The organism is Streptomyces sp. NPDC101191, assembly GCF_044767915.1.
In the GTDB taxonomy this organism is placed as follows: domain Bacteria; phylum Actinomycetota; class Actinomycetes; order Streptomycetales; family Streptomycetaceae; genus Streptomyces.
In genome coordinates this window covers 238654-255697 of the sequence record NZ_JBIWOU010000002.1, presented here as the reverse complement: position 1 = coordinate 255697, position 17044 = coordinate 238654, and the positions used below count along the sequence as shown (strand labels likewise).

At 72.3% G+C, this 17044-nt stretch carries 17 protein-coding genes; 13 read left to right on the top strand and 4 right to left on the bottom strand.

Going from position 1 to position 17044, the window contains the following annotated elements:
• The first annotated feature begins 69 nt into the window (after positions 1 to 69).
• The 3 genes from ACIRQF_RS08300 (at position 70) to ACIRQF_RS08290 (ending at position 2737) form a co-directional block, all read left to right on the top strand.
• The gene (locus tag ACIRQF_RS08300; RefSeq protein WP_376634496.1) at positions 70 to 483 is read left to right on the top strand and encodes a MarR family winged helix-turn-helix transcriptional regulator; all 414 of its coding nucleotides are present in this window, start codon (positions 70 to 72) and stop codon (positions 481 to 483) included.
• Positions 484 to 826: 343 nt separating this feature from the next.
• Positions 827 to 1309: a DedA family protein gene (locus ACIRQF_RS08295; RefSeq protein WP_404089990.1), complete on the top strand. Its 483-nt coding sequence runs from the start codon at positions 827 to 829 to the stop codon at positions 1307 to 1309.
• A gap of 183 nt (positions 1310 to 1492) precedes the next feature.
• On the top strand, positions 1493 to 2737 hold the full coding sequence (locus ACIRQF_RS08290) for a hypothetical protein (RefSeq protein WP_404089988.1): 1245 nt from the start codon (positions 1493 to 1495) through the stop codon (positions 2735 to 2737).
• On the opposite strand, the gene ACIRQF_RS08285 is transcribed toward ACIRQF_RS08290, so the two are convergent.
• Complete coding sequence (locus ACIRQF_RS08285; RefSeq protein WP_389752008.1) at positions 2738 to 3166, bottom strand: hypothetical protein; 429 nt, start codon at positions 3164 to 3166, stop codon at positions 2738 to 2740. It abuts the gene before it with no gap.
• A gap of 255 nt (positions 3167 to 3421) precedes the next feature.
• On the opposite strand from ACIRQF_RS08285, the gene ACIRQF_RS08280 reads away from it, so the two are divergent.
• The 3 genes from ACIRQF_RS08280 to ACIRQF_RS08270 are packed head-to-tail and all read left to right on the top strand — an operon-like array spanning position 3422 to position 5035.
• A complete protein-coding gene (locus tag ACIRQF_RS08280) occupies positions 3422 to 3586 on the top strand; it encodes a hypothetical protein (protein ID WP_376634503.1) in 165 nt (54 codons plus the stop codon).
• Positions 3586 to 3729: a hypothetical protein gene (locus tag ACIRQF_RS08275; RefSeq protein WP_404089986.1), complete on the top strand. Its 144-nt coding sequence runs from the start codon at positions 3586 to 3588 to the stop codon at positions 3727 to 3729. Before ACIRQF_RS08280 ends, ACIRQF_RS08275 begins: the two co-directional genes overlap by 1 nt.
• Complete coding sequence (locus ACIRQF_RS08270) at positions 3722 to 5035, top strand: adenosylmethionine--8-amino-7-oxononanoate transaminase (protein ID WP_404089984.1); 1314 nt, start codon at positions 3722 to 3724, stop codon at positions 5033 to 5035. Before ACIRQF_RS08275 ends, ACIRQF_RS08270 begins: the two co-directional genes overlap by 8 nt.
• 66 nt (positions 5036 to 5101) lie before the next feature.
• On the opposite strand, the gene ACIRQF_RS08265 is transcribed toward ACIRQF_RS08270, so the two are convergent.
• Entirely contained in the window at positions 5102 to 6856 is a 1755-nt protein-coding gene (locus ACIRQF_RS08265) for an immunity 49 family protein (RefSeq protein ID WP_404089982.1), read from the bottom strand.
• A gap of 282 nt (positions 6857 to 7138) precedes the next feature.
• On the opposite strand from ACIRQF_RS08265, the gene ACIRQF_RS08260 reads away from it, so the two are divergent.
• Positions 7139 to 8107, top strand: a complete 969-nt coding sequence (locus ACIRQF_RS08260; RefSeq protein ID WP_404089980.1) for a GDP-L-fucose synthase family protein — start codon at positions 7139 to 7141, stop codon at positions 8105 to 8107.
• A gap of 183 nt (positions 8108 to 8290) precedes the next feature.
• Here ACIRQF_RS08260 and ACIRQF_RS08255 read toward each other — a convergent pair whose 3' ends face one another.
• Both ACIRQF_RS08255 and ACIRQF_RS08250 read right to left on the bottom strand, forming a co-directional pair.
• Positions 8291 to 9133, bottom strand: a complete 843-nt coding sequence (locus ACIRQF_RS08255; protein ID WP_404089978.1) for a class I SAM-dependent methyltransferase — start codon at positions 9131 to 9133, stop codon at positions 8291 to 8293.
• 109 nt (positions 9134 to 9242) lie between these two features.
• Positions 9243 to 10505 carry a nucleotide sugar dehydrogenase gene (locus ACIRQF_RS08250; RefSeq protein WP_404089976.1) on the bottom strand — a complete coding sequence of 421 codons (1263 nt, stop codon included), beginning with the start codon at positions 10503 to 10505 and terminating at the stop codon, positions 9243 to 9245.
• A 166-nt stretch (positions 10506 to 10671) separates the two neighbouring features.
• On the opposite strand from ACIRQF_RS08250, the gene ACIRQF_RS08245 reads away from it, so the two are divergent.
• Genes ACIRQF_RS08245 through ACIRQF_RS08220 form a run of 6 tightly spaced genes read left to right on the top strand, consistent with a single transcriptional unit; the run spans position 10672 to position 17029 of the window.
• The gene (locus ACIRQF_RS08245; RefSeq protein ID WP_404089974.1) at positions 10672 to 11883 is read left to right on the top strand and encodes an NAD-dependent epimerase/dehydratase family protein; all 1212 of its coding nucleotides are present in this window, start codon (positions 10672 to 10674) and stop codon (positions 11881 to 11883) included.
• A 12-nt stretch (positions 11884 to 11895) separates the two neighbouring features.
• Positions 11896 to 12942 carry an MraY family glycosyltransferase gene (locus ACIRQF_RS08240; protein ID WP_404089972.1) on the top strand — a complete coding sequence of 349 codons (1047 nt, stop codon included), beginning with the start codon at positions 11896 to 11898 and terminating at the stop codon, positions 12940 to 12942.
• Between the two features lie 2 nt (positions 12943 to 12944).
• Positions 12945 to 13709: a WecB/TagA/CpsF family glycosyltransferase gene (locus tag ACIRQF_RS08235; protein ID WP_404089970.1), complete on the top strand. Its 765-nt coding sequence runs from the start codon at positions 12945 to 12947 to the stop codon at positions 13707 to 13709.
• Positions 13706 to 14851, top strand: a complete 1146-nt coding sequence (locus ACIRQF_RS08230) for a glycosyltransferase family 4 protein (RefSeq protein WP_404089968.1) — start codon at positions 13706 to 13708, stop codon at positions 14849 to 14851. The genes ACIRQF_RS08235 and ACIRQF_RS08230 overlap by 4 nt, the downstream gene beginning before the upstream one ends.
• On the top strand, positions 14848 to 15987 hold the full coding sequence (locus tag ACIRQF_RS08225; RefSeq protein ID WP_404089966.1) for a glycosyltransferase family 4 protein: 1140 nt from the start codon (positions 14848 to 14850) through the stop codon (positions 15985 to 15987). The genes ACIRQF_RS08230 and ACIRQF_RS08225 overlap by 4 nt, the downstream gene beginning before the upstream one ends.
• A complete protein-coding gene (locus ACIRQF_RS08220; RefSeq protein WP_376634526.1) occupies positions 15962 to 17029 on the top strand; it encodes an LCP family protein in 1068 nt (355 codons plus the stop codon). The genes ACIRQF_RS08225 and ACIRQF_RS08220 overlap by 26 nt, the downstream gene beginning before the upstream one ends.
• The last annotated feature ends 15 nt before the right edge of the window (positions 17030 to 17044 follow it).

Genomic DNA, 17044 nt, shown 5'->3' with positions numbered 1-17044 from the left:
GTCACGGCCGGCGCGCCTGCGGGGGCTCGACGAGCCACCCGCGCGGACCGTCACCAGGGGAGGACGAACGTGAGCACGTCGCTGCTCTATCTGCTCAAGAGGACGGAGCTGGCGGTGCGCGCCCGACTCGACGAGCTGCTCAAACCCGCCGGGATCACGGCGCTGCAGTACACCGCCCTGACGGTGCTGGAGCGGCACGACGGCATCTCCGCCGCACAGCTCGCCCGGGACTCCTTCGTCACCGCCCAGTCCATGGCGGACATGGTCCGGGCCCTGGAGAGCCGTGACCTGGTCCGCCGTGAGCCCAATCCCGCCAACCGCCGCGAGCGCCTCATCCTGCTCGCCGACCCGGGACGACGACTGCTCGCCGAGTACGCCGGACCGGCCCGCGCGCTCGAGGAGCGCATGGTCGCCGACATGAGCGCCGAACAGGTCGGTGCGTTCCGTGAGGCCCTGGTCGGGGCGTGGCGGGCTCTTTCCTAGGCGGAGGAGCAGGGACCTTCGCCGTCGGTGAGCCGCGGCGATGCCGTGCCTCACCTGCCCTTCCTCGGAGCGAGAGGTGCCCCGGGAAGGATGCTCTGGGAGAGATGCCCTGTACCCCCCCAGAAGGTGGTTCGGTTAGGGTTACCTTGCCTGGCGTCTGGGTGGGCGGATCGATGTCCGTCGCCTCGCCGCAGGCGGCAACCCATGGGACGGACCGGGCAGGGGGCAGGGTGCAGGTGCGAGACGGTGACCGCGCTGGTGCGCGTCGTGCGCCCGCCGAACGGGACGCCCATGTGCACGACGGGCGTCCCTGGGTCGTGCCCGGAGCCCGGGACGAGGCGTCGTGAACAAGATCGCGCTCACGGCCGGAGCCCTCTACGCCATCGTCCTGCTGCGCGCCGGCGGGACGTTCGCCGTGGGGTGGCTCGCCGGCGCCGGTGCCCGGCGCAGCAGGTTCGCGGGGCGGATCTCCTCGGTGAAGTTCCGGCGCGCCGAGAAGGCGATCCAGCGGTGGGGCGCGCCGGTGGTCGCGGTGTCCTTCCTGACCGTCGGTTTCCAGACCGCCGCGAACTTCCTCGCGGGCAGCATGCGCATGCCGTTGCCGCGCTACCTCCCCGCCCTGTTCCTGGGTGGAGCGGCCTGGGCGCTGATCTACGCGACCGCGGGGATCGGCGTGCTCGAAGTACTGGGAAGGCTCTTCGCCGAGCAGACGGCCCTCGGCGTGTCCGTCGTGGCCGCCCTTCTCCTCGCGGCGTGCGGGCTGGTGGTGTACCGCAGAAGCCGGGCGGCCCTGCCCTCCCGGGACGCCGCGGTCGAGGAGGCGTGAGCCCGTCCTGTCGGGGCGAAGCCCCTCGGCGCGAGGGCTGACTCCGACGCCGGCTGCTCATGCGCGATGAACGCGAACTCGGGCGGGTCTGTTCGGTAGTCCCTAGGCCGGTAGCCCCCTCGGCCGGCAGCCCCCTCGATATCGCCTGGCAGATGGATGCCGAGTCGGGCAGGGTGCCCGGTGATGATGAGTGAAGACTTCGAGATGTCCTACGCCGACGCCGAATCCGTCGAAGGTCTCCTGCAACGAGGACGCGGCCTGGGTGCGATGCGGGCGGCCCGGGACCCGTGGGGATCCGGCGCGTTCGTGTACGACGGGATCCGTCGTGACTGGCGGTGGGACGGGACGGACGATCGGTCCCTCTACCTGGCACGGCTGTTGCAGGACCTGGATCTGTCTCCCGGACCGGTCGTCGACCAGCTGGCAGGGGAGGAGGAGGCCTGTCTGCGGGCCTGTGAGGTGTTGCTGCTGCTGGCGCTGGCCGGATCGGGCGGGGCGAGGGAGGGGCTCCGGGCGTATGTCCGGACGGGCGCGCACTGGGTCAGTGTGCTGGAGCTGATGTCAGCCGGCTGGCCGCTGGAGTGGTGGGTGGACCTCGGCGGCGTCGCACGTGCCCGGATGCGTGCGGAAACGGAACTTCCGTGGTGCGACGAGCCGTGGACGAGGTTCGGGATCGAGGTCCGGAGGTCCGTCCCGCGTCCGTCGCTGACCGGGCTCGGCACCGGCGAACTGATCGCCGTACTGGCGGACCCCCTGGCCCACGACGCCAGGAAGGTCGAGGCGCTGCGCGCGCTGAACGATCGGGAACCCTCGGAAGGTCTGATCCCGCTGGTTCCCTCGCTGGGCACGCGGGACGGCCTGCGGCCCCTGCCGTGGCTCGGGCGGGCCGTCGAGCGGCTGGGTCCCCTCGCCGTGGCCGCTGCGCGCGGTTGGGCGCGGGAGGAGCGCCCCTGGTTGGCCAGGCTGGGCGCGGAGGTGCTGGCCGACCATCCTCGTCCCGAGGACTTGCCGGGGCTGGTGAACGAGCTCGTCGAGCAGTGGGCGGCGCGGGTGTGGTGCGGTTCCGACCGGACGGTCCGGCGCCTGGCCCTGTTCGGACCTGCCGCCGCTGCGGCGGTGCCCTACCTGAGGCGCTTCTGGCTCCACACCCCGCACTCCTGCGAACGCGCGGCCTACCTGGAGGCGTTGGCCTCCATCGACCGCGACGGCCTGGAAGGCGTGTACACCGAGGCCCTCTGGGACTGTGAGGAAAGGACGCGGCTGCTGGGCATCGCTTCCGCGCCCCCGAGCCCGGAGGCTCTGGGTCGGATCGCCGTCCTGCGCGATGACCCGATGGAGACGGACGACGTCAGGGCCGCGGCCCGGGCACGAGTCCTGGCCTCTGGCGGCCGGTCTCCTTCGCCTGCCTCGCGTTCGGATCCCGCTTGATCACCAGGTGAACCAGCCGGGCGTGGCCGTGTAGACCTGCGGGGTGTAGTCGCAGCTGATCTCGCTGAAGGGCTCGGCCGCCATGTTCGCTGCCTGCTGTTCACCATGGGCGTCGACGCTGTCGGCTGTGATGACGAGGGCCAGCGCGGCCAGCATGCAGAGGACGAGGAACGAGGGCCGAGAGGGCTTGCCTCTCAAGGTCGCTGTTGCCGCGCCGACGACCGCCGCGAGGAAGGCGCCTGCCACGAGGGCGAGTGCCGTGAGGGTGAGATGGTTCAGGGCCGGTGACGCGTGGCAGAGCACGTACTGGCGGCCCGACCGGAACCCCTGGGCCCGCTCGTAGAACGCGGCCACTGCAAGCACCGAGCCGACGGCAAAGGCGTGCCACGGCCGCACCGCAGAGTGGTAGTCAGCCTTCATGTCGCTCACGGCGCCCCCCGTTTGTCATGTGGCCGGATTGTTTGTTGCACCTTACAGAGTGGGAGGGGAGGCGAGGCGTGCCCTGTCGGGGTGGTCGATGCGGCGGCGGTCGGCAGGCTTCAGGCCGGTGGTGGGGCGGCCGGCGTTCCGACACGGCGCATCGGGTGGTAGACAGCGTCTACGTGCACTGGTAGACAGTGTCTATGGAAGCTGCGGGCACGCGTGAGCAGCACGCCTGCTCGCCCCACTCGAAGAACAGGTGACATGACGCCCGACCCCGCGGTCGACCACAGCATCGAGGCGCCGGCCTCGAGCACCGACTACGACACCTCGGAGATGCTGCGTCAGGTGTTCCTGCGCGCACGTTCCGCGCCACCCCCGGAGGGCCGGTACCGCGCGCGACCGGCCGCCGACCCAAGGAGTTCCTGATGCGGATCCACGTCCTGCCCGACGACCGCCGCGCTGACGCACGGCCCCGTCCGCTGCGCACCGGCCCGCCAGGACCGGCCGCCTCCTTAGGGGACGACGGCCTCGCCGTACGGGCCGGAACGGACGCGGTGACCCGTGTCTGAAGCCCTCGGTACCAGCCGGCTGCTGGCCCTGGACAAGCAGCACGTGTGGCATCCCTACAGCCCCATGCCGGGGCAGGCCGCCCCGCTGGTGGTCGACTCCGCAGCCGGAGTACGCCTGCGGATCGCCGAACCGGGCGGCGGCACGCACGAGTTGATCGACGGCATGTCCTCGTGGTGGTCGGCGGTCCACGGGTACAACCACCCGGTGCTCAACGAGGCGGCACGGGCCCAGCTGGACCGGATGAGTCACGTGATGTTCGGCGGGCTCACGCACGAGCCCGCGGTCCGACTGGCCGCCCGGCTGGTGGAGATCACACCGGAGCCGCTCCAGCACGTCTTCTTCTCGGACTCCGGCTCCGTTTCGGTCGAGGTCGCGATCAAGATGTGCCTGCAGTACTGGCGTTCCCTCGGCCGGCCGCTCAAGCGGCGACTGCTCACCTGGCGCGGCGGCTACCACGGGGACACCTGGCAGCCGATGTCGGTGTGCGACCCGGACGGAGGCATGCACGCCCTGTGGTCCGGCGCCCTGCCCCGACAGGTCTTCGCCCAGGCACCTCCCTCCGGCTTCGATGCGCCACCGGACCCGGCGTACGCGGCACACCTGAGCGAAATGATCGCCCGGCACGCCCACGAGCTGGCCGCCGTGATCGTCGAGCCGGTGGTGCAGAACGCGGGCGGCATGCGCTTCCACGCGCCGGCCTACCTGGCGATCCTGCGGGAGGCGTGCGACGAACACGGCGTACTGCTGATCTTCGACGAGATCGCCACGGGCTTCGGACGGACGGGCACGCTCTTCGCGGGGGAGCACGCGGGCGTCTCTCCTGATGTGCTGTGCGTCGGCAAGGCTCTGACCGGCGGATACCTCAGCATGGCGGCGACGTTGTGCACGTCGCGGGTCGCGGACGGGATCTCGCGCGGGGAGGTTCCGGTACTCGCCCACGGGCCGACCTTCATGGCCAACCCACTCGCGGCCGCGATCGCCGACGCCTCGCTGAACCTCCTGCTGGAGCAGGACTGGCAGCGCGAGGTCAAGCGGATCGAGGCACGGCTGCACGACGGTCTGGCCCCGGCATCGGACCTGCCCGGCGTGCGGGACGTACGCGTCCTCGGTGCCATCGGCGTGGTGCAGCTGGACCATCGCCTCGACGGGGCCGCGATGGCTACGGCGACGCGAGCGGCCGCCCGAGAGGGCGTGTGGCTGCGCCCGTTCGGAGATCTGATCTACACGATGCCGCCGTACATCGCCACGGACGCCGACGTGACGAGGATCTGCGCCGCCGTGCGGGCCGCCGCCACCGCTGCCTGAGCGGCTGGGACGTGTCTTTCGGATCATGCCGGACACCGCGGAGCCCGGCATGATCCGCAAGGCGGCCTAGAGGGGTTCGACGGCCTGCAGGAGGTTGTGCGGAAGGTAGGGGGACTCGACGCGGACGGCCCAGCCCCGGCGGCGGGCGTGGCAGGCCAGGGCGAGGATGTCGAGGTTGACGGAGGCATCGGGATCGTCGGCGCGGTCGGCGACCTGGTAGTAGGCCCGGTGGGCTTCGAGGGCGTCGGCCAGGGCCAGGTTGAAGCTCTCCTCGTCGCCTTCCACGAGCTGTGACAGCAGCACGGCCGGAGGCATCGCGAAGCCCCAGTCCTTCGCCCTTTCGTCCTGTTGCAGCGCCCGCTCCCCGGCCGCCTCGGGATCCGTGCCCTTCAGATAGGCGTGCAGCGCTTCGCGGTAGGCGGTGAAGGCGGAGCCGTCCGGGCCGGCGAAGGTGGGACCGGTGAGGACCAGGGGAGCGAGGTCTTCGCGGGCGCCGGTGACGAGGGCGAACGCGGTGGCCGTCTGCCAGTTCGAGGCGCCCGCCTCCCGGCCCCGCTTGGCCGGATAGCGCAGCCGGCGGCCCTCGATGGACACCTCGACCTCCGTACCCGGCTCGGCGAGGGCGATGCGGAACAGCGCCGCCCCTGTCTGGGAGGCCAGCCGAAGGCCCGCGAGCTGCGCGTCCGTGACGCCGGGGCCCACCGCGCGCCACTTGAAGAGGCGATCCTGGTCGTTGAGGACGCCTTCGAGCCCCCCGACCGCGAGGGGTTCTGCGTCGGTGGCGGTGAAGGCCTGCCGGACGTGTTCCTCGTACAGGGCCTCGACCCGCGGGTTCAGAGCCCCCTCGCAGGCCGGCCGCTGGACCACCAGGGGACCCGCGGCGAGCGCGGCGACCGCGTCCGGACGCCTGTCCCGGCCGAATCCCGAGACCCGCGGCCCCCGGGTCTCGACGCCGGTGACCAGCATCCGCGGGAGGTAGTCGGTGCGGACGGCGGGCGCCCAACCAAGGGTCCGGTACGCGAGCGCGGCGAGTGCGATGGGAACGAGCGGGAGAAGGCTGCTCGGGGTGGCCGAGAGTCCGTGCAGGGTGGAGTGCCTGACCAGGAGGTCGGCCAGTGCGGCATCGAACGCGCCCCGGTCCTCGGCGGCCAGGGCGCGCACCGCGTACAGCGCCGCGCCGTCCGCCCGGTCCAGGAGGGGCTCGCCGGTCTCCGCGGCGCGGGTACGGAGACGGTGCAGGGCCGAGTCGACGGCGGCGAGCCTGGCCTGCGCGCTCGGCGGGTACTTCTCGTCGTCACCGGTGTCGTCCAGGACCACCGCCATCAGTCCAGTGGCGAGCTCGCCCGCGGGCGTCGACCGTGCCTGCTCCGCGAACTTCTCCCGGGCGAAGTGGAAGGCCTCGCCGTGCCACTTGGCCTTGTCCCTGAGGACCGACAGACAGAGCGCGTCGATCCACTCGCCGGGCGTGACACTCTCCTCGGGGGCATCCTCGCCCGGGCCGTAGCTCATGCCGAAGTTCACGTAGTCCAGGGAGATCTGGAAGCTGCAGTGCGGGTGGTACGCCGCGTAGGCGACGGCCCCTGCCGCGGCTTCGGAAGCGTCCTTGAGAGCGGCCTCGGCCTCCGGGGTGTCGAGGTCGGGGGTGTCGACGGAGAGGGCGCCCAGGTAGTCGAGGAACTCCTCGGCGATCGACTGCCATGCGTAGGTGCCCATCCGGTCTGCCCGGGACAGGGACCGCACGTAACCCCCGATGCGGTTCGTGAAGTCCTCGCGTGCCGCCGACACGGCGGCCCCGCCTACCTGGTGACGCTCTATCCGCACTGTCCTGCTCCTTGATCGAAACTCCGCACCAGCCTAGGGGCTTCGATCAGGAGCGTCGTCGACACCGGTCCGGCCGCGCCCGTGCCGGCGGGCCGCTCGGCAAGGCCCACGGCAACGTGAGTCGAAGACGCCGTCAGGCGCACGGCCGCCACGGGAGGTGGCGTCCGCATCTGGTGACGGGCCCCGGCAGGACCGCGACTGGCCTCGACCGATCTCCCTTCGTATGGGATGAATTGCGGGCTCACGTCCCAAGGTGAGGTGTTCAGACGGGCTTGTGCTGGCATGATCCGGTCCATGACTGAATCGACGACGGCCCCGACGTCCTATCTGCCCGAGCGGGCCCGCGTGTTCGTCGCGGGGCACCGTGGACTCGTCGGCTCCGCCATCGCACGGAGGCTGAGCGCGGACGGCCATGAAGTGATCACCCGGAGCCGTGCCGAGCTCGATCTGCGCGACGCGTCGCGGACCGCCGCGTTCCTTGCCGACTCGCGCCCCGACGCCGTCGTGCTCGCCGCGGCGAAGGTGGGCGGCATCATGGCGAACAGTACGAGCCCGGTGCAGTTCCTGGAGGAGAACCTCCAGATCCAACTCGCGGTCGTCGCTGGTGCGCACGCGGCCGGGGTCGGGCGACTGCTCTTCCTCGGCTCGTCCTGCATCTACCCGAGGCTCGCCCCGCAGCCGATCCCGGAGGGCGCGCTCCTCACCGGCCCCCTGGAGCCCACCAACGAGGCCTACGCGCTGGCCAAGATCGCCGGCATCGTGCAGATCCAGTCGTACCGCAAGCAGTACGGCGCCGCCTACATCTCCGCGATGCCCACGAACCTCTACGGCCCCGGCGACAACTTCGACCTGGAGACCGCGCACGTCCTGCCGGCGCTGATCCGCCGCCTCCACGAGGCTCGCGAGGAGGGCCGCGAGGAGATCGTGCTCTGGGGTTCCGGTGCCCCGCGCCGGGAGTTCCTCCACGTCGACGACCTGGCCGAGGCCTGCACCGTACTGCTGCGGAGCTACGACGGCGACGAGCCGGTCAACGTCGGCTGCGGCGAGGACCTCGCCATCCGCGAACTCGCCTCGATCGTCGCGGATGTGACCGGTTATCAGGGCCGGCTCGCCTGGGACACGAGCAAGCCCGACGGCACTCCGCGCAAGCTCCTCGACGTGTCCCGGATCAACGGGCTCGGCTGGAAGCCGGCGATCACCTTGCACGACGGCGTCGCCGCCACCTACTCCTGGTGGCGGGCGCAGCTCTGAGCGCCGGCCCCGCCGGTCGGCCCGACCGCTCGCGCTTGCGCGGGCGAGGTCCGTGAACCCCGGAACGGGAAAGGCGGCCCCGGGGCTCACGGCCGCGTCCCTCCCGGCCACCCTCGCGCGGGTGTTGCTTCGTAAGAGACCGACGTGCGCGGGCTCGTACGAGGCCGGTCGACTCCCGGACGCCTAACCCCGCCGCACGCGATCGGGGAACGACACCCCGAAGCCGTTGCCCGGGTGCCAGTGGTCGCGCGGTCTGTCGTCGAAGTGCAGGAAGCGACGCTGACGTTCCTCGGACCATCGCGCCAGGCACGGCCAGGCATGGCTTCGGCTGGACAGCACCAGCGCGTGCTCCGAGAGCGCCGGGCCCACGGCCGCGAGTTCGGCGTCCTCGTGGTCCGGCCCCACCGAGGTGTCCAGGAGGACCATGTCGACGCCTCGCTCCTGGATCCGTGGGCTGCCCAGGACCTGCACGGAGTCGCCGACGACCTGGTCCACGACGCCCCGGTACGGCCCCCGGATCAGTTCGCCGGCCCGGGGGTCGACGTCGACCGTGGTGAGCCGACCGCTGCCGTTGCGGAGCAGGGCGGCGGCGATCAGGCTGCTGGCGATGCCCCGGTGGGGGCCGGCCTCGACCACGTGCTCGGGGGCGAGCGTCCGGACGAAGGCGTAGTACGCGACGCGCCGTCCGTAGCGCACCTCGCGGTCGCAGGTCCCCGACCGGACGCTGGTGGCCAGCCCCTCGTTCAGGATCCTGCGGAGATCGGCGTCCTCCTCCGCCTCCTGGACGTGCGCGCGTACGGCCTTCACGGGGGCGCCGGTCACCTCGCTCACGAACCAGCAGAGGTGCTCGTGGTTCGAGGGCTCCAACTCGTAGGTGAAACAGGAGTGCTCGCGGGAACGGACGAGCCAGCTGCCCGAGCGCCGGAGCAGTCGGGCGTCGTAGCGGGCGACGGTGGCCAGCCGCAGGGGCAGGGCGACTGCCCGCGCGAACGGCGTGGCGGCGATCTTCCGGGTCAGGTTCTGCATGCAAGGAGGTTAAGGGCTGGTCCGTCGGTTCCTATGACAAATCAGGCTATGTCGCCCTGCCTGTTCGGTGGGACTCGAGGTGTCCAGCCGTTCGGCCCCGCCGAGCCGCTCAGAGCCGGTCGACGCCCTCCCAGCGGCATCTGTTGCGGGTGTCGAAGACGAAGCGGGCGTGCCGTTCGACGAGCGCGTAGTCGAAGGCGTCGTGGTCCGCGGTCACGACGACCGCGTCCGCGTGACGCAGCTCCTCCGCCGTCAGCTCCACGCGCAGCACATGGGTCGGGAGGTGGGCCGGGATCGCGTGCGGCTCGACCGCCCGCACCTGGGCACCCGCCTCGTGCAGCAGCCTCGCCACCTCGACGGCCGGGGACTCCCGTACGTCGCCGGTGTTCTTCTTGTAGGCGAGACCGAGCAGCAGGACGTGGGCGCCGGTCAGCTCCCGCCCCAGTCCGGTGGCCACGCGCTCGACGACGTGGCGGGGCATGTGCGCGTTGATCTCGTTGGCGAGCGAGATGAACCGGACGTCGTGACTGAGCTGGCGGCGCACCTGCCAGGCCAGGTAGGTCGGGTCGACGGGCAGGCAGTGGCCGCCCACTCCCGGTCCCGGGAGAAACGGCATGAAGCCGAAGGGCTTGGTGGCGGCGGCCTCGACCGCCTCCCAGATGTCCACGTCGAGCGGGCGGGCGCACATCGCGAGCTCGTTCACGAGCGCGATGTTGACCTGGCGGAAGGTGTTCTCCAGGAGCTTGGTGAGCTCGGCGGTGCGCGGGGACGAGACCGGCACCGTGCGGGTCACGATCCGGCGGTAGAAGGAGTCGATCGCGGCGAGGGAGTCCTCGTCGATCCCGGACACGACCTTCGGGGTGTTCTCCAGTCGCCACCGGGTGTTGCCCGGGTCGATGCGCTCGGGGCTGTAGCCGAGGTGGAAGTCCCGCCCCGCGCGCAGCCCGCTGCCGTGTTCGAGGAGGGGGCGCAGGACGTCCTCGGTGGTGCCCGGGTAGGAGGTCGACTCCAGGACGACCGTCGCGCCGGGCCGCAGATGGGGCGTGACGGAGGACGCGGCGCTCTCGATGCACGTGAGGTCGGGCGCCCCGTCCCGCAGGGGGGTCGGCACCGCGATCACGCAGACGTCGAAGTCCGCAGCGTCCGCGTAGTCGTGACTGATCGTCAGCCCCGCGTCGAGCGCGCAGCGCAGTCGCTCGGAGGGGATGTCCTCGACGTAGGAGTCACCCGCCGCCAGCTGCTTGGTGCGCAGCTCGTCCGTGTCGAGGCCGGTCACCCGGAAGCCCGCTTCCGCGGCGGCCACCGCCAGTGGCAGTCCCACGTATCCCAGCCCGATGACGGCGACGCGGCAGGGTGACTCGGTTGGTCCCATGGAGGAGATCTCCGATCGAAGAGTGACAGAAACGGATCGTGTTTATCACCAGATATCGGGCGCAAACCGTCTAATTTACCGAAGGCGGCCAGGGCGCCCTCTCGGGATCACCCCGATACCGCAACTCGGCCCCACGTCGGCCGGAAATCTACGGAACGGGCTGCGCATGGAATCCCTCACGTACTTGGTCACCGGCGGTGCCGGCTTCATCGGTTCTCATCTGTCGGAGGCCCTGCTCCACGTGGGTCACTCCGTGGTCGTCCTCGACGACCTGTCCACCGGCGACCTGGCGAACCTCACAGAGGTCAGGTCGCACCCCCGACTGCGGTTCGAGCAGGGCTCCGTCCTGGACGAACGCCTGGTCGACGCGCTGACCGGCCAGTGCGACGCCGTCGTCCACCTGGCCGCCGCGGTGGGCGTCCGCCAGATCGTCGAGCACCCGCTCAGGTCGTTCAGGACGAACGTGCGGGGCGCCGAGCACGTCATCGAGGCGGCCCACCGCCGAGGCCGACCGCTGCTGCTCGCCTCCACCTCCGAGATCTACGGCAAGAACACCTCCGGGCCGCTGACCGAGACCGCGGACCGGGTACTCGGCGCCACCACCGTCGCCCGCTGGTCGTACTCGACCGCGAAGGCGGTCGACGAGATCCTCGCCTTCGCGTACCACCGGGAGCACGGACTGCCGGTCACCGTGGTGCGCCTGTTCAACACCGTGGGCCCCCGGCAGTCCCCGGCGTACGGCATGGTCGTGCCCCGGCTGGTCCGCCAGGCGGTCGCCGGCGAGCCGCTGACGGTCCACGGCGACGGGCGGCAGCGGCGCTGCTTCGCCCATGTCACCGACGTGGTGGACGCGTTGATGCGCCTGCTGGCGCACCCCGGCGCCGTAGGCCACGTGTTCAACGTCGGCACCTCCGAGGAGACGTCGATCGGCGAACTCGCCGCACGCATCGTCCACCGGGTGGGCAGCGCCTCGCCGGTACGGCTCGTCCCCTACGAGGAGGCGTACGGGTCCGGGTACGGCTTCGAGGACATGGAGCGGCGCGTTCCGGACACGAGCCGTCTGCGTGAACTGACGGGATGGCGCCCGCGGCACACGCTGGACGACGTCCTGGACGCGGCGATCACCGACGCGAGACGCGCCGCCTCCACGCCCCCGGAGGGCGGGGCCGCCACCGGCGCCGCTGCCGAGGACCCGGTTCCGCCGGACCCCGCTCCGGCCCGTCGCCCCGTGGCCGACCGCCCGCCCGCGGGCGTCCCTTCCTCCCACGGCGCTGCCCCGATCCCGGACGGCCGCGTCCCCCTCCCGGCGCCCGGCACCCGATGGGTGGAGTCGCCGCCGGTGCCCGGGCACACCACCAGCACCCGGATCCACCCCTGACGGGACGTCACCGTGATCTACGGAATCGCGGCCGTCGCCGCACTCCTCCTCACCACGGTGCTCGTCGGGCTGATGCGCACGTGGGCGCTGCGCCTCGGACTCGTCGACCGCCCCGCGGGTCGCAAGGCGCACGCCCGGCCCACCCCTCACCTCGGCGGTGTGGCCGTGGCCGTCGGCACGGTCGCCGTCAGCCCCCTGGCCTGGTGGGGAGACACCTCGCTCGGACCGGCCGCCGAAGCCCTGTTGCCGGCCGCCGGAGGCATCGCCGTCCTGGGACTCGTCGACGATCTGCGCCCGATGAGTGCGCGCTCCCGGCTCGTCGTGGAGGCCTGCGCGGCCACCCTGGTGGTGCACAGCGCGGGATTCGGACTCCTCCTCGGGGCGGCGGCGGTCCTGTGGATCGTCTTCGTCACCAACGCCTTCAACCTGCTGGACAACTCGGACGGCGCGATGGGCACCGTCGGCGCGGTGACCGCGTTCGGCCTGAGCATCTGCGCGGCGGCGGAGTCCCTGTACGGACTCGCCCTCCTCCTCTGCGCACTGGCCGCCGCGCTCACCGGCTTCCTGGTGCACAACTGGTATCCGGCCCGCATCTTCCTCGGCGACTGCGGCTCCCTGTTCACCGGCTTCGTCCTGTCCTCGGCCACCGTGCTGGTGCACGACGGCCACGAGCCGCTGACGACCGCGGGGGCCGTCTTCGCCCTGTCCGCCGTGGTCGCCGCCGACAGCCTGCTCGTCATGGTGTCCCGCCGCCGGGCCGGCCGCTCCCTGCTCATGGGCGGCACCGACCACATCGCCCACCGGCTGCGCCTGCTCGGCCTCACCACGCCGGGCGCCGCGACGGTCCTGGGCGCCGCGTCCTGCGTGGGCGTGCTCGTCGGGCTGCTCCTGCACCGCGGCGTGGTGGGCCCGTCGGCGGCCCTCTGGGTGGCGGGCGGTGTCCTCGCGGCGGTCCTCGGCCTGCTCAGGGTCCCCGTCTACACCCCGCAGACGCGCACCCAGCGGCTGCCAGGCCGCCCGGCCGCACCGGGCACCACCGTCGATGTTGCAAGGGGATGACGATGACCACGGTGCCCGCTCTGCCCTCCGTCCTCTGCGCGGGGGTGCCCGTCGCGGCCACGACACCGCCGACGGCCTCGGCGTTCGTCGTCGACCTCGCCCGTGCCCGTATCCCGGCCGACGTCCACCTCTGCAACGCCTACACCCTGGCCCTGGCCGACGTCGACCCTGAACTCCGGCGCGTCCTGCGTGAGGCCCGGCTCAACCTGCCGGACGGGCAGGGCGTGGTGTGGGCCAACCGGCTCGCGCACCGGGGCCGCGAGGTCCCACGCGTCCGCGTCTACGGACCCGACCTCTTCCTCGACGTCGTCCGCACCGGCCAGGAGACGGAGCTCACCCACTACCTTCTGGGCTCCACCCGGGACGTGCTCGACCGCCTCACCGCCGAACTCCTCGACCGCTTCCCCCGCGCCCGCATCGTCGGCTCGGAGGCCCCGCCCTTCTCCGACGTCACCGACGAACAGCGCCGCGCGCAGGCCGCCAGGATCGCCGCCAGCGGCGCCCAGATCGTCTGGGTGGGTCTGGGCACGCCGAAGCAGGACCACGAGGCGGCGCGCCTCGCGGCTCTCCACCCCGCCGTCTACGTGGCCGTGGGTGCCGCCTTCGACTTCGTCTCGGGCAACAAGGCGCAGGCCCCGCTGTGGATGCAGCGGCACGGCCTGGAATGGCTGTTCCGCCTGTGCAGCGAACCGCGCCGACTGGCCCGCAGGGTGCTGTGGGGCCATCCCCGATTCATCTGGGCGGTGTGGAAGGGGGCCCGCACATGACCCCTCCGCGAAAGCTGCGCATCGCCCTCGTCCACAGCTTCTACGGAGGCTCCGTCCCCGGCGGCGAGAACGTGGTGCCGCTCGACCAGGCCGACGCGCTGCGGCGGGCCGGCCACGAGGTCCACATCGTCGCCGCCCGCACCGACGACCTGGCCACCCGCCCGTTGCACCCGCTGCGCTGCGCGGTGACCGTCGCGAGCGGCCGCGGCCGCACTCCGCTCCCCGAACTGCGGGCGATCGCCCCCGACGTGGTGCACGTCCACAACCTCTTCCCCAACTTCGGCCGCGCCTGGGCCGCACGGTGGCCCGGGCCCCTCGTCACGACCCTGCACAACTACCGCCCCCTGTGCGCCTCCGCCGTCCTCTACCGGGACGGCGCCCCGTGCACCCGCTGTCCGGACGGCGAACGCTGGGCGGGGCTGCGCCACGGCTGCTACCGCGGTTCGCGGCTCGCCACCCTCCCGCTGGCCTGGGCGGCCCGGGGCGGGGTGTCCGCCGATCCGCTGCTGCGCCGCGCCGACCGCGTCGTCGTCCTGTCGGAGCTGAGTCGCGCGACGTACGAGCGGGCCGGGATCCCGCCCCGGCGCATGGCGCTGATCCCCCACTTCGTGCCCGACCCCGACGCCGGGACGACCCCCTCCGTACCCGCCTGGGTCTACGTCGGCCGGCTCAGCGAGGAGAAGGGCATCCTCGAACTGCTGCGCCGCTGGCCCGCCGGCGTACGGCTGGACGTCATCGGCAGCGGACCGCTGGAGGCGGACTGCCGCGCTCTCGCGCCCGCCTCCGTACGGTTCCTCGGAGCCATGGACCGCGACGCGTTGCGCATGCTGCTCCCTGGCTACCGCGGCGCGGTCTTCACCAGCCGCTGCTACGAGGGAGCCGTGCCCCTCGTCTACGTCGAGGCCCTCGCGGCCGGCCTGCCGGTCCTCGCCTTCGAAGGCTCGTCCGTGCCCCTCGCGGTCGCTGCCGAGGGCACCGGAGCGGTCACCTCGTGGGACGCCCCGCTCGCGGACGCCCTGCACACGGCCGGCCGCGTCTTCCCCGATCTGCGGGAACACTGCCGGAGCGTGTACGCGCGGGAGTACGGCGAGCGGGCCTGGACGGACCGCATGGTCGGGCTCTACCTGGAGCTGACGGCGTGACCGCGGCCCGGGTGGGCCTGGTCGTGCCGTACCTCACCGCCTACCGTCTGCCCTTCTTCACCCGCCTCCGCGGCGAACTCGACGCCCGGAACATCGAACTGGCCGTGGCCCACGGTCTGCCGACCGGACTGTCCGCCGCGCGGCGCGACACCGTCGAACTGCCCGGGGCCGTCGCGCTGCGCCAGCGCGTGTGGAAGGTGGCGGGCCGCGACCTCGTCTGGCTCGCAATCGGCGAACTCGCCCGCACCAGTGACGCCCTGGTCCTGCCCCAGTCCATGCACCATCTGCACACCTATCCGCTCCTGGCCGGGCGAGGCCCCCGCATCGGGCTCTGGGGCCACGGCCGGACCCATGTGTCGGCCCACGGGCCCGCGGCCCGCTGGACCAAGGCCGCGCTGACCCGCCGCGCGGACTGGTTCTTCGCCTACACCGACGCCGGCGGCGCCTATGCCGTACGGGCCGGGCTGCCCCGCCGCCGCGTCACCGTCGTCCACAACTCCCTGGACACGACGGCGCTCGCCGCCGCCCGCGACGCCGTCACCGATGCCGACGTCGCGGCCCTGCGCGAACGCCACGGCCTCACCCAGGGCCGCACCGGCCTGTACATCGGCGGCCTCGACGAGCTCAAGCGCATCCCCTTCCTGATCGAGGCCGCCGGACGCGTCGCCCGGCGGCTGCCCGGCTTCCGGCTGCTCGTCGCCGGCGACGGCGCCCACCGGCCGCTGGTCCAGGCCGCCGAGGCCTCCGGCGGCCCGGTGGCGTACCTCGGGACCGTGGGCGACCGGGACAAGGCGTTGCTCGGCGGCGCCTCGGACGTCCTCCTCGTGCCGGGCGCCGTCGGTCTGTGCGCCGTCGACTCGTTCGCACTCCGCACCCCTCTGATCACGTGTCCGTGGCCGTACCACGGACCGGAGTTCGAGTACCTGGAGAGCGGACGCAACGCGCTGGTCGCCCCCGACGACCCGGAGGCGTACGCGGCGGCCGTCCTCGGGCTGCTCACCGAACCGGGCGAGCTCTCCCGGCTGCGCCGCGCATGCCAGACGGATGCGAAGCGTTACACGGTCGAGGGAATGGCCGCCAGGTTCGCGTGTGGCGTGGAAGGACTGATTCATGGCACGAGGCAAGGCAGAACCTGACCGACCGGACGCACCGCGCCCGGGACGCCCTCCCCGGACCCGGCGGATCCTCTCCCTGACCGGGCTCGGACTGGCGCTGCTCCTGCTGGTGACGGCGGTAGCGGGCACGGTCCTGTACGCCCGTCTCGACGGGAACATCCGCACCGACGACGCGGCCGCCCGCGCCCTCGCCGCCGACCACGCCTCCCGCCCCCGGGCGCTGGCGCCGAAGGCCCAGAACATCCTCCTCCTGGGCTCCGACCTGGAGACGGTCAAGGACAGCGAGCGCAGCGACACCACGATCCTGCTGCACCTGTCCGCGGACCGGAGGAGCGCCGCCGCCGTGAGCGTGCCGCGCGACCTCATGGTGAACATCCCCAGCTGCCTGCGCCCCGACGGCAGCCGCAGCCGGGCCCAGTACGCTCAGTTCAACTGGGCCTTCCAGTTCGGCGGCGCGGCCTGTGCCATCCGCACCTTCGAGGGCTTCACCGGCATCCGCGTCGACCACCACATGGTCGTCAGCTTCACCGGGTTCGAGAAGGTCATCGACGCCGTCGGCGGTGTCGAGGTCGACGTCACCGAGCCCGTTCGCGAACCCGAGTTCGGGGTGACGCTCCTCCCCGGGCACCAGCTCGTAAAGGGCAAGGAGGCGCTGACCTTCGTACGGACCCGGGTCGGCGTCAGCGACGGCAGCGACCTGCAGCGCATCGAGCGGCAGAAGCAGTTCGTCCGCTCGCTCTACGGCAAACTCCGCGACGCGGGAACGCTCAGCAGCCCCACACGGCTGTGGCCGCTCCTCGACGCCGCGACCTCCGCGCTGACCGCCGACCCCGGCCTCGAATCGCCGGGAGAGCTGTTCGCGCTGATGAGCAGCGCGGGCAGGATCCCCGCGGACCGGGTCCGGATCGTCACGCTCCCGTGCGTGGAGGACCCGGACCGCTGGGGCAACTACCAGATGGTCAGGGGCGAGGGGGAGGCGCTGCTCAAGGCGCTCCGCGAGGACAGGCCCCTGCCGGACCACCTCTACAACGCCTACCGGCCGGACGGGCGTCCCAAGACCTGACCGAGGCGCCTGCCG

What these genes read in the sequence shown, in the direction of transcription:
- ACIRQF_RS08250 (WP_404089976.1), bottom strand. Translation starts at nt 10,505, where the DNA reads ATGGGACCAACCGAGTCACCCTGCCGCGTCGCCGTCATCGGGCTGGGA.
- ACIRQF_RS08275 (WP_404089986.1), top strand. Translation starts at nt 3,586, where the DNA reads ATGCGGATCCACGTCCTGCCCGACGACCGCCGCGCTGACGCACGGCCC.
- ACIRQF_RS08235 (WP_404089970.1), top strand. Translation starts at nt 12,945, where the DNA reads ATGACCACGGTGCCCGCTCTGCCCTCCGTCCTCTGCGCGGGGGTGCCC.
- ACIRQF_RS08280 (WP_376634503.1), top strand. Translation starts at nt 3,422, where the DNA reads ATGACGCCCGACCCCGCGGTCGACCACAGCATCGAGGCGCCGGCCTCG.
- ACIRQF_RS08245 (WP_404089974.1), top strand. Translation starts at nt 10,672, where the DNA reads ATGGAATCCCTCACGTACTTGGTCACCGGCGGTGCCGGCTTCATCGGT.
- ACIRQF_RS08230 (WP_404089968.1), top strand. Translation starts at nt 13,706, where the DNA reads ATGACCCCTCCGCGAAAGCTGCGCATCGCCCTCGTCCACAGCTTCTAC.
- ACIRQF_RS08290 (WP_404089988.1), top strand. Translation starts at nt 1,493, where the DNA reads ATGATGAGTGAAGACTTCGAGATGTCCTACGCCGACGCCGAATCCGTC.
- ACIRQF_RS08255 (WP_404089978.1), bottom strand. Translation starts at nt 9,133, where the DNA reads ATGCAGAACCTGACCCGGAAGATCGCCGCCACGCCGTTCGCGCGGGCA.
- ACIRQF_RS08260 (WP_404089980.1), top strand. Translation starts at nt 7,139, where the DNA reads ATGATCCGGTCCATGACTGAATCGACGACGGCCCCGACGTCCTATCTG.
- ACIRQF_RS08220 (WP_376634526.1), top strand. Translation starts at nt 15,962, where the DNA reads ATGGCACGAGGCAAGGCAGAACCTGACCGACCGGACGCACCGCGCCCG.